Consider the following 11,734-nt stretch of genomic DNA (forward strand, 5'->3'; position numbering starts at 1 on the left):
TTTATGAATATGGAAGGTTAAAAAATTGCAACATAATACATTTTCAGAAATTATGGCTCGCCGTGACTGGGAAAATCCCGTTGTGACAAATTGGCATCGACTACCAATGCATACACCAATGCAGTACAAAACAGAACTTACGGATGAAAATGAAATTTTATTGAATGGTGTCTGGGAATTCAATTGGTACCCAAAGCTCGAATTAGTTGATAGTAGTTGGATTGAAAAAAAGATTGGGGATAACAACATTAATGTACCTAGTAATTGGCAATTAGAAGGGGACTATGATGTACCAGTTTATACAAATGTAACTTATCCATTTCCTGTAAAGCCACCATTTGTACCCACAGATAGCCCAGTTGCTACTTATGCTAAAGAATTTGAGTTACCTAGCGATTGGGATGAAACAAAGCACGAAGTTCATATAACATTTGATGGTGTAAGTTCGGCCTTTTATGTTTGGCTAAACGGTACTTGGATTGGTTATTCTGAGGATAGTCGTTTACCAGCTGAGTTTGATTTAACAGCTAGTTTAAAAACTGGTAAAAACCGATTAAGTGTTTGTGTTTTAAAATGGAGTAAAGCTAGTTATTTTGAAGATCAGGATATGTGGCGCCTTTCTGGTATTTTTAGAGATGTTAAGCTTAACTTGGTACCCAAAACTCGGTTCACTGACTTTAGTATAACCCCAGAGCTTGATGCTGATTTTGATGCTGCTGTTGTTAAAATTGTGGGGATGGTAAATGATAATCAGCAAGGCTTGCAAGTGACGGCAAAATTATTATGGCAAGGTCAAAGTATTGACCAAACAACCAAATTAGTTGGGACCCGTATTCAGGATGAGCGAGGTGCTAATAACGATGAATTTAGCTTAGCATTACCAATTGAGAAACCTAAGTTATGGTCAGATGAGGTTCCAAATTTATATCAATTAGAACTAACGCTACATGATCAAAATAACATTTATCAAGTGGAAATGAAGCAAGTTGGATTTAGAAAAGTTGAAATTCAGGATGGCTTGTTAAAGATAAATGGTAAAGCAATTTTAATTCGTGGAGTTAATAAGCATGAATTTAAAGCAGATACGGGTTATGTAGTTGATGAATTAACAATGTTAAAAGATATTCAGACGATGAAGGAACATAATTTTAATGCTGTGCGGTTATCCCATTATCCAAATAATACAAGATGGTATGATTTATGTGACCGTTATGGGTTATATTTAGTTGATGAAACTAATCTCGAAACGCATGGCATGACACCGATGAATGCGCTAACTGATAACCCAACGTATCTACCACTTATGATGGAACGTGTATCACGGATGGTACAACGCGATCGTAATCATGCTTCAATAATTATTTGGTCCTTGGGGAATGAGTCAGGCTATGGGCATAATCATGATGCCATGTATAATTGGGTTAAAAAAGTTGATCCTTCAAGGCCTGTGCAATATGAGGGTGGTGGCGCAGATACCCCAGTTACGGATATCATTGCCCCAATGTATGCCCGTGTCGATCAAGATCAAAAATTTGAGGTTAATCCGAAATTAGCAATTAAAAAATGGATAGGATTGCCTAATGAAAATCGTCCCTTAATATTATGTGAATATGCGCATAGTATGGGTAATAGCTTAGGAGGGTTTGAAAAATATTGGACAGCATTCCATGAATATCCACAGCTACAAGGTGGGTTCATTTGGGATTGGGTTGATCAAGGTTTATTAAAAAAGACGGCGACAGGGCAAACTTTTTATGCCTATGGTGGTGATTTTGGTGACCAACCAAACGATCGACAGTTTAGTTTAGATGGCTTATTATTACCTGACCGTAGTGCTAAACCAGCCCTAATTGAAGCCAAATACTGTCAACAGTATTATTTATTTGAATTAATAAAAGAACCTAATGGTAACCCTAAGCAAATAAAAGTAACTAGTGATTATGTATTTAAAACTGTTAACGATGCTGTTTTAAACTACCAAATTGTTGAAAATGGTCAAGTTGTCGATAACCAAAAAATTAATTTGCTACTTGCACCACAAGAAACTATAACGGTTGAAATACCAGATATAACGCAATTTAGTGGTATGGTATATATAAATTTACAAGTAGTCCAAACTGGTAATAGCGGTTTAATTAGAGATGATACCGTTTTAGCAAAGCAACAGTTTAGCTTAAAAAATCGGATGGAAAACGATTTAAGAACAGGTATTATTGGTAAAATTAAGTTAATCGATAACACTGAACAGTTGATTATTAAACAAAATGAAAATCAGTTAGTCTTTGATAAAAAATCTGGCTTTTTAGTGAGTTGGCAAAAAAAAGGTCAAGAAACACTCTTAAAACCAGTAATGGATCAGTTTACCCGGGCCCCATTGGATAATGATATTGGGGTTAGTGAAGTAGCTAATCAAGATCCTAATGCTTGGGTCGCCCGGTGGGAAAATGCAGGAATGTTTGATTTAGTACCAGTATTATCAGATTTTACTTATCTTGCTAATGATGATAGTTTTAAACTAACGACGGTGCATGCTTATCAGAACAATGATAGTAAAAATGTACTATTTATTAGTAAAAAAAATTATAGCTTGGACAAGACAGGGCAATTGACAATTCAAGTTAATGTAATGCGGGATACAACAAAACCAGCGCCAGCTAGAGTCGGTTTGACATTTAAAATTGTGAAACCAACTACGGAAATTATTGCTTACGATGGCCTCGGACCAATAGAAAATTATCCTGATCGTAAAGTGGCAGTTGAATTTAATCAGTGGCACCAACCACTTGCAGATTTTTATACTCCTTATATTTTTCCAAGTGATAGTGGTTTAAGAATGCATAATAAAAATGTGCAAATTGGTGAACATTTATTTACTGCAACCTTAGCAAATGATTTTGCCTTTAATGTGAGTGAATTTAGTCAAGAACAATTAAGAAAGGTTGATCATCGTCATCTTTTAGTGCCAGAAGATGGTTGGACAGTTGATATTGATGGTTATCATATGGGCATCGGGGGGGATGATTCCTGGTCACCAAGTGTGGCACCGGAATACGTATTAGATAACGAAAAATTTACGTACGAAGTGGTCTGGACACAAGAATAAGTATAAATAATTAACTAATAATAATTAAAAAGATGCGATAAGGTAATTTAATGAATTTTCTTACCGCATCTTTTTGACTGTGTTAGATAATAGTTGTTCCAAAACCTTTTAATCACAGTATTTAAATGCACAAAGGTTAAAGTTAAGATATTTAAAACTTTTTAGTAATTAATTATGGAATAATCTATAAAAATATTCTATAGTTAAAAGCAATAAATAAGAAAATGGAGGAACATTTATCCAATGGATACGGCCTATCGAAAGTTGCATCAACAGACAGTTCTGTTAGTAGCTCTATCGTTTGTTTTGGGATGTAATGAATTTATGATTGTCGGGATTTTGTCAAATATTGCCAGTGATTTTAATGTTAATATGACACAAGTGGGTTTTTTAGTAACAATATTTGCCTTAATTTATGCGATTTGTACTCCAATTATAACAGCTCTCACAAGTCACTTTAATAAATATACTTGTTTAATTATATTAGTCATTATTTTTATTTTTAGTAATATTTTAACAGGGCTAGCTACTGATTTTACAATTTTATTAGTGGCAAGAATTATCGCGGCTGTTGTGTCAGGGCCAATTGTGTCACTTGCACTAGCCTATTCAACTGTTATTGCCCCTATGGCGAAGAGATCATTTGTTGTTTCATGGATTTTTTCGGGATTTAGTATCGCCGCGGTTTTTGGGGTGCCATTAGGTACGATCATTAGTCAAGTTGTTGGTTGGCGTTATGTATTTTATGCTATTGCAGTGATAGCTTGTATACTAATTTTATTGATCGGGAAGATTTTACCCAAATGGCAGCCAGAAAGTGGCCGCATTCGCGAAAACCAATTCAAAATTATGAAGGATAAACGTGTTTTATTAGGTTCGTTTGTAATTATGTTTAGTGCAGGTGGTATTTATGTTTTTTATACTTATTTACAACCATTTCTAACAAAAGTATTGGGCTTTGAGAGTCGTTATTTAAGCGGTTTGCTATTTATTTATGGGGTGATGTCACTATTTAGTAATCAATTATCGGGAGTAATTGCTAATCGTAACGGAATAAAAGCAATGCAGAAAATATATTTAGCTGAATTAATGGTGTTTTTAAGTTTAGCATGGTTTATGCAAATTCAATTTTTAGCAACATTAATTGTGTTTGTGATTGGTTTATTTATGTATCTAATTAATTCACCAATTATGATTCATTTTTTAAAAATTGCAGAATTAGAGTATCCATCATCAATTGTGCTAGCTTCATCTTTAAATTCAATATTTTTTAATTTGGGCATCTTTTTAGGATCCGGGATAGGTGGTGTAATTGTAAGTAACTATGGAATTAGGAATATACCATTAGGTAGTATGTTTTTGATATTTATAACTTTCTTATTGGTAGTAGGATTGAACTATGCAATTAAAAAACGACCATACTTAAATTAAAAGGATTCAAATTAAAAGTTCTCGATAGTTGATTTTGGCCCAATATCAGTGAGATATTACCTAAATAGTCTAAACCATTAAAAATAAAATTTATTCAGAAGTATCTAACTATTAATAGCTAGGGAATATGATATTAAATGTAATCATTAGTATTTGAGCCAAGAAGTGTTATAGTGTTTTTTGATAATCCATTGGTAGCCATGGCGTTTAGCTAACTTGTTTGCTGAAATAATCCAACTTAAATTGGCTGTATTAGCTACAGTAACTCTAGTATTAGCTTTTAATTTAATTTTTTTTATAACTTTCCAAGACTTTGGATTTACTTGATATGCAGTAATTGCTTTTTTTAAATGCATTTTACGTATTGAATACCATAATTAGAATAGTAGCTAGGTAATTTGGTAGTTTTAGCATTGGCGGAGATTGATAGCGGTATTAGTAATAGTACAATAAGTAAAGTAATTAATATTTTTTTCATAGTGATCGCATTCCTTTCGAGTAAATGTGCTATTAAAAAAGAACTAACTACTATGGTTAGTTCTTTTTTAATAGCACATTTACTTATGGAGCCGGCGGGGTTCGAACCCGCGTCCGAATATTTCGTTACTACAATATCTACGTTCATAGCAATTCTATTTAAATTTCACTAGTCTGTACGCGGAATTGGCTTCGCAAATCAGACTAGCTAATTCAGTTAATGTCATTAAGAAACTCTGAATAAAAGCTCCTTAATCAAGCTCATTAATGGTTGTCTAACAAAATGCATGAGCAACATTGTATTAGACTACGTTAACTGTTTTTTAGGCAGCTAAAGCGTAAGTGTTTTTTGAATTGTTTGCAGTTATTCTGACTGAGTGGATTATAGGGTCACAACCCCTAAACGCAATCATAGCACGACCAATACCCGTCGAATCCAAAAACGACCCCAATAACTATAATACACAGTATACCATATATTTATAAATTAGGTAGTAGTTAATAGTTTTTAGCTAGAGATATATTTTATGGTAATTTTTAGTTAAATAATATAATATAAGAATAGTACATAGTTTATTGGGGAGTCATAGCATGAAATTGTTGATGATAGAGGAACGATCGGCAATCGCCGAAATGATGAAAGCGTTTTTTAAAAAAGAAAAGTGGGATGCTGATATTATTAATGATGGAAAAGTTGCGCTTGAGTTATTTGCTAACAATCCACATACGTTTAATATAATTATTTTAGATTTAGACTTACCAAGAATTAGTGGGATGGAGGTTGGTATGCAACTTAGGCAGATTTCACAACAGATACCGGTCATATTAATTTCTTCAAGATTTTCCGATGATGATCATGTTTTTGGTCTTGAAATGGGTGCAAGTGATATTATTGTTAAGCCTTTTAGTCCACTAACGCTAATTAATCGTATGAAAGCCATTTATCGGCGGGCTAATAGTGTAGAATATTTGCAGAGTCAACGGCAAGTACAAGAAGCTGAGTTTGACATTCAAACTAATTTTTTTAAATTAAACTCAGCAACTAGAGAAGTTAGGATTAATAATCAGGCTCTATATGATTTAACACCAAAAGAATTTGATTTGTTATCAACTTTAGCTCAAAATCCCAAACGCGTTTTTTCACGTGATCAGTTATTACAAATTGTTTGGAATTATGAATATTATGGTGACGAACGAACCGTTGATGCACATATTAAAAAATTGAGAAAAAAGATACAGCCATTTGGTAAAAATGCAATTCAAACGGTATGGGGCGTAGGCTATAAATTTGATGATAGCTTACAATAGTTTAAATGAAATAAACGCAAGTAAAGGAATGGTAATCGTGCCGTTCCTTTTTTAATTAAATACATAAAAGGATATTGATCTAAGAGGTAAACTGATTTGAGCGTAAATTAATGACAAACCTTTATTGGAGAAAATAAAAAAAAGACTTGTGTAACCGGTTTCAATGATATAGAATAATAAAGTTGATATTTGATAGAGAGAGTTAAATATTAATTGATAAATAATACAAGAGAGATAATAGAAGAGGAATTAAGAAGATATGATGTTACAATATTTAATTGCGTTGATTCCAGCATTGGCATGGGGTTCAACAGGTTTATTTTCAACTAAATTAGGCGGTTCAGCCGGACAACAAACATTAGGAATGACAGTCGGAGCAATGGCTTTTGGCTTACTAACATTTATTGGGTTTGTTGTTCCTAACCAGATTAATGCAGGCATGAACATTTGGATCGTTGGTCTATTATCAGGTTTGCTTTGGGCTGTCGGGCAAGCTGGTCAGTTTACAGCAATTAAAGCAATGGGTGTTTCAAATGCAATTCCTTGGTCAACAGCTGGTCAGATTGTTGGAAATGCGGCGCTAGCAGCAACCGTGTTAGGTGAATGGTCAACTGCTAAGATGTGGATTTTTGGGACCATTGCGATTTTCTTAGTTGTGGTTGGAGCAATGTTAACCGCTAAGCGTGATAAAGCAGCTAATGAAGATGATATGGCTGGGAAAACTGAAGCAACACGTGGTTTAATTGCTATTTTAATTTCGACGGCGGGGTATGCAGGATATTTCATTATCCCAAATTTAATGCGAAAAGTGGGCTATATTTCAAGTACGATTGCTAATCGTAATCATGGAGTTGATTACATGACAGCGACAATTTTCCCACAGTCAATTGGGATGGTTATTGGTGCATTCTTAATTGTAATTTTCTTTATGCGTGAAGCTAGTGTAATGTTTCAAGCACCAACTTGGCGTAATATGCTAACTGGGGCTGCTTGGGGTGTTGGTAATCTAGCAATGTTCATTTCAGCAGCGACAATTGGTCAAGCTGTTGCAGTAACTATGTCGCAAATGGGAATAATCGTCGGTACTTTTGGTGGTATTTTTATTTTACATGAACGCAAAACTTCAACTCAAATGAAGTTTATTGTAATTGGTTCAATTATGATTGTTGCTGGTGGCATTTTAATTAGTAATTTACCAAAATAGGTAAAAGTATAAATGTAAAGGTAAACTAAATGTAATTACACCTAAAAAGGTTCGGGACATATGCCCCGAACCTTTTTAGGTGTAATCTTAAGGTAAACTATGGTGAAAAAACGCCAAAATTAAGCAATTTAAAACAATTAGGTTAATTAGTAGTTTAGCAATTATGCCCAATCACCATTACGAAAAACGGGAATTATTTGATTATCATAGGTTATCCCATCAATATCCATATCACTTGAGCCAATCATAAAATCAACATGGGTTTGTGATTGATTCTGGCCAAGAGCTTCTAATTCAGCACTATTCAGATTAGTACCATCTTTGACATTAAATGGATAGGCAGCCCCCAGTGCTAAATGATCTGAAGCATTCTCATCTATCAGTGTGTTATAAAAAATAATACCTGATTGTGAGATTGGGGAATGGAAAGGAACTAGTGAGACTTCGCCTAATGACTTTGCACCATCATCAATATCAAGTAATTTAAGTAGGGCAGCTTCACCGTGTTTAGCTGATGCTTTAATCACCTTTCCATTTGCAAAAGTTAGCTTAATACCATCAATTAAGACGCCAGAATATGAAAGGGGTTTTGTTGAGGTGACAGTACCGTGAATATTACGATAATCAGGTGCAGTAAAGACTTCCTCAGTAGGCATATTAGCAACAAAGAGATTTCCTTGACGATCAAGTGAATCGGCAGCTTCCCAAATATGATTAGTTGCTAAACCAACCGTTAAATCAGTTACAGCACTGTGATACTTAAGTTCTTTAAAGTTTAAACTATTAAGCCAAATGGCTTTTTGCTTTAAGAGTTTAATGTGTTGCTCCCAAGTGGCAACTGGATCATTATTTTCATTGATATGGACAATTTTAAAAATTTGCTCCCAAAGTTGCTCAACGGCTTCGTCGGAATTGAGTTTTGGAAAGACTTTTTCAGCCCATTTTTTACCAGCTGCAGCTACAACAAGCCATGAAATATCGTTATTCATGGTTGCCTTACGAATCACTTGTAGCGCTTTACCAGTGGCTGCAGTATTATTAGCTAGCCGAGTTTGATCAACATCCCCAAAAGCATCGGGATCTTCAGAAATCAAAGAAATTCGTGTAGCATGCTTCCCCATTAATTCTTCTGCTTCAACGGTTAGGTAATTTGGAATAGTGACTAAGCGCTCCTCAGTTGTGTTTTGCAAAAAGGCTTTTGCAATAGCAATATCTTGCCATTTAACAATTACCTCAGTTGCACCAAATTTATACGCTTCGTTGGTGATTTTTCGGGCCAAGGAGGCGTTTTCAATATTAGCATATAAAATAATTGTTTGCCCTGGTTGAACATTAACCCCCGTTTTAACAATTAGATGGGCATATTTATCAAGTTTTGCATCAAAATTAGTAATAGTCATATATTTCTCCTCATAAATAGTATACTAAATAAGTATACCATGAGAAAAAAGAGAGAAAAAGATGAGATTTTTATAAGTATTTTTAAATGATTTTTTGCAAAGGATTAAAATTATTATTTTAGGTAATAATAATAAGCCTACCCAATTATGATATTAAAAGATATCCATACAAAAATAAAGTTGCATGATATAATAAACTAGATTGACTATATCTAAAAAATATAAAGAGTATGAAGGGACAATTATGATTAGTTTAAAATCACCACGTGAAATCGAAGCAATGAAGGCATCAGGAGCTATTATTGCAGGAATGCATAAGGAATTGAAAAAGCTTATTAAACCAGGTATCGAAAGTTGGGATATTGAGACTTTTTGCCATAAATACATTGAAGAACACGGTGGTGTCGCAGCTCAAATTGGTTTTGAAACTTATAAATATGCGACATGTGTCTCAATTAATGACTATGTTTGTCATGCTATTCCGAGAAAAGGGGTCTTTTTAAAGCAAGGTGATATTGTCAAGGTTGATACTGTTGTCGAATTAGAAGGCGCATTTTCTGATTCTTGTTGGAGTTATGCGGTAGGTGAACCGACACCAGCGGTTGCCAAATTAATGGAAATTACCAAAAAAGCGCTATATTTAGGAATTGATCAAGCAGTAATTGGTAATCGAATTGGTGATATTGGAAATGCTATTGAAGAATATGTTACAAAAGAAGGTTATGGTGATGTCCGTGAATACATTGGTCATGGAATTGGCCCAACGATGCATGAAGATCCAGCAGTGCCTCATTACGGGGTAGCTGGCCGGGGGCTACGTTTAAAAGAAGGTATGACCATTACAATTGAACCAATGATTAATATTGGTGGATGGGAAACCAAAATTGTTGAAGAAGAGCCTGACTGGAGTGCAGCTAAAACAGCAGACGGTTCACTATCAGCACAATATGAACATACCATTGCAATTACAAAGGATGGACCTAAAATATTAACCTCACAAGACGCAGTCTTTGATGCTAAGTATCTTTAAGAAAAATTAGCGTCTCTATTAAATTTAATGAAAGGATAGTGCAATTGACGCAATGCAAGTTCAATCAATTACATACTTATTTTTCAAGCGAATTGTAGACATTATTTTGTCGCTAATTGCGCTATTTCTTTTAAGCCCAATTTTTATAATAATTATCGGCCTTTATAAGTTTGCCGATCCTCATCAGTCGGTTTTTTATAAGCAACGTCGGGTGGGAAAACACCATAAAATGTTTTATATTTATAAATTTAGAACAATGATTCCTAATGCTGATGCAGTTTTACATGCTGATAAAGCATTGTATGCTAAGTTTGTAGCTAATGGTTATAAATTACCAACGGCAGAAGATCCCCGGATCACAAAATTTGGTGCATGGTTACGTAAATCATCTGTTGATGAAATACCGCAGTTTATCAACGTCTTAAAGGGAGAAATGAGTATTGTGGGACCACGACCAATTGTTGAAGACGAATTGGTCGAATATGGGAACAATGTTAATGTTTTCTTATCAGTTAAACCAGGTGCTATGGGATTATGGCAAGCCACTGGGCGCAGTAATATTGAATATCCGGAACGGGCTGATTTAGAGTTAAGTTATGTTCAAGATGCTTCGTTTTGGTTTGACTGTAAAATTATGTTCATGACGCTTATTTCTATTATAAAAAGTGATGGTGCTTTTTAAGAAAACCTAAAGACTTAAAAAAAAGTTAACTTATCAAAGTTCTGGTGGTATAGTATATTTCGTTTGAAAGTAGATAAAATTTGAAAGTTGAGATAGAATTTTGGCGAAAGAACGTGTTGTAAAGGTTCGTGCACGATACGTCACGAAAAAATATGATCTATTAGTAAAAAAGTCTGATAAAGTTAAGGCTATTTTTAATCCATTTAAAACCGGATTACCGAACTTTTGGTCGTTAAAAGGGATCAGTTTTGATGTTTATGCTGGCGAAACAATTGGCCTAATTGGTGTAAATGGCTCTGGGAAGTCAACGTTATCAAATATCATAAGTGGAATTATCCCACCAACTTCTGGTGAATTGGAAGTTAATGGTGAAACCTCGATTATTGCGATTGGAGCAGGTTTACGGGGTCAATTGACCGGTCGCGAGAATATCCGTTTGAAGTCACTAATGATGGGGATGACGAATGCTCAAATTGATCAACAAATTACAGCGATTATTAATTTTGCTGATTTGGGTGATTTTATTGATCAACCGGTAAAAAGTTATTCATCAGGGATGAAGTCACGCTTAGGCTTTGCAATTGCGGTACATGATAATCCTGATATTTTAATTATTGATGAGGCTTTATCTGTGGGTGATGAAACATTTTATCAAAAAGCACTTGATAAAATGATGGAATTTAAACAAGCAGGGAAGACGATTTTCTTTGTTTCCCATGCGCTTTCGCAAGTTGAAATGTTTACTGATCGCGTAATGTGGATTCAGTATGGTGAATTAAAAGAATTTGGACCAACTAATGAAGTATTAGAGCATTATCGGACTTGGAATAAGTGGTTTAAAAAATTAGGTAAAAAAGAAAAACGTGAGTATCAAGAAGAGCAAAAGCAAAAGCAAAAAGCTTTCACTGTTGATATGCTACGTGAGAATGTCCTTACGGATCCGCAAACTAAGTATTCACCAACAGATGCTAAAGTTTTAACGGCAAGTGCTCTCTCAGGTGAAAAAATGCCACTTTTATCAAAAACGTTGATGATTAGCTTAGGGATAGCTTGGCTAGTTTTAGCGTACATATCATTACATTAAAGTGTGAAAGGAATA

At 34.5% G+C, this 11,734-nt stretch carries 8 protein-coding genes and 1 other RNA gene; 7 read left to right on the plus strand and 2 right to left on the minus strand.

Going from position 1 to position 11,734, the window contains the following annotated elements; all coding sequences use genetic code 11:
- Positions 1-25 precede the first annotated feature (25 nt).
- Together JOC59_RS01885 and JOC59_RS01890 are read left to right on the plus strand one after the other, a co-directional pair.
- Complete coding sequence (locus JOC59_RS01885; protein WP_275588286.1) at positions 26-3,103, plus strand: beta-galactosidase; 3,078 nt, start codon at positions 26-28, stop codon at positions 3,101-3,103.
- A gap of 243 nt (positions 3,104-3,346) precedes the next feature.
- Positions 3,347-4,534 carry an MFS transporter gene (locus JOC59_RS01890; protein ID WP_205143108.1) on the plus strand — a complete coding sequence of 396 codons (1,188 nt, stop codon included), beginning with the start codon at positions 3,347-3,349 and terminating at the stop codon, positions 4,532-4,534.
- 561 nt (positions 4,535-5,095) lie between these two features.
- On the opposite strand, the gene ssrA is transcribed toward JOC59_RS01890, so the two are convergent.
- Positions 5,096-5,461: a transfer-messenger RNA gene (gene ssrA / locus JOC59_RS01895) on the minus strand.
- A gap of 141 nt (positions 5,462-5,602) precedes the next feature.
- Between ssrA and JOC59_RS01900 the strand changes: the two genes are divergently transcribed.
- Both JOC59_RS01900 and JOC59_RS01905 read left to right on the plus strand, forming a co-directional pair.
- Complete coding sequence (locus tag JOC59_RS01900; protein ID WP_205143109.1) at positions 5,603-6,319, plus strand: response regulator transcription factor; 717 nt, start codon at positions 5,603-5,605, stop codon at positions 6,317-6,319.
- A 259-nt stretch (positions 6,320-6,578) separates the two neighbouring features.
- Entirely contained in the window at positions 6,579-7,523 is a 945-nt protein-coding gene (locus JOC59_RS01905; RefSeq protein WP_205143110.1) for a GRP family sugar transporter, read from the plus strand.
- 161 nt (positions 7,524-7,684) lie between these two features.
- On the opposite strand, the gene JOC59_RS01910 is transcribed toward JOC59_RS01905, so the two are convergent.
- Positions 7,685-8,923, minus strand: a complete 1,239-nt coding sequence (locus JOC59_RS01910; protein ID WP_205143111.1) for an aminopeptidase — start codon at positions 8,921-8,923, stop codon at positions 7,685-7,687.
- Between the two features lie 244 nt (positions 8,924-9,167).
- Here JOC59_RS01910 and map point away from each other — a divergent pair, with 244 nt between their 5' ends.
- From map to JOC59_RS01925, 3 genes are all read left to right on the plus strand, one after another.
- Positions 9,168-9,953 (plus strand): type I methionyl aminopeptidase, encoded by a 786-nt coding sequence (gene map, locus JOC59_RS01915; protein WP_205143112.1) that lies wholly within the window; start codon positions 9,168-9,170, stop codon positions 9,951-9,953.
- 52 nt (positions 9,954-10,005) lie between these two features.
- Positions 10,006-10,635, plus strand: coding sequence for a sugar transferase (locus JOC59_RS01920; protein WP_205143113.1), 630 nt, complete (start codon positions 10,006-10,008; stop codon positions 10,633-10,635).
- Between the two features lie 97 nt (positions 10,636-10,732).
- Positions 10,733-11,719, plus strand: a complete 987-nt coding sequence (locus JOC59_RS01925) for an ABC transporter ATP-binding protein (protein WP_205143173.1) — start codon at positions 10,733-10,735, stop codon at positions 11,717-11,719.
- Positions 11,720-11,734: the final 15 nt, after the last annotated feature.

It is taken from the genome of Periweissella beninensis (genome assembly GCF_016908275.1).
Lineage (GTDB): Bacteria > Bacillota > Bacilli > Lactobacillales > Lactobacillaceae > Periweissella > Periweissella beninensis.

Bases quoted from the DNA above. Each gene is read 5' to 3' on its own strand.
- JOC59_RS01905 (WP_205143110.1), top strand. From the start codon at position 6,579: ATGATGTTACAATATTTAATTGCGTTGATTCCAGCATTGGCATGGGGT.
- JOC59_RS01910 (WP_205143111.1), bottom strand. From the start codon at position 8,923: ATGACTATTACTAATTTTGATGCAAAACTTGATAAATATGCCCATCTA.
- JOC59_RS01890 (WP_205143108.1), top strand. From the start codon at position 3,347: ATGGATACGGCCTATCGAAAGTTGCATCAACAGACAGTTCTGTTAGTA.
- JOC59_RS01900 (WP_205143109.1), top strand. From the start codon at position 5,603: ATGAAATTGTTGATGATAGAGGAACGATCGGCAATCGCCGAAATGATG.
- JOC59_RS01920 (WP_205143113.1), top strand. From the start codon at position 10,006: ATGCAAGTTCAATCAATTACATACTTATTTTTCAAGCGAATTGTAGAC.
- map (WP_205143112.1), top strand. From the start codon at position 9,168: ATGATTAGTTTAAAATCACCACGTGAAATCGAAGCAATGAAGGCATCA.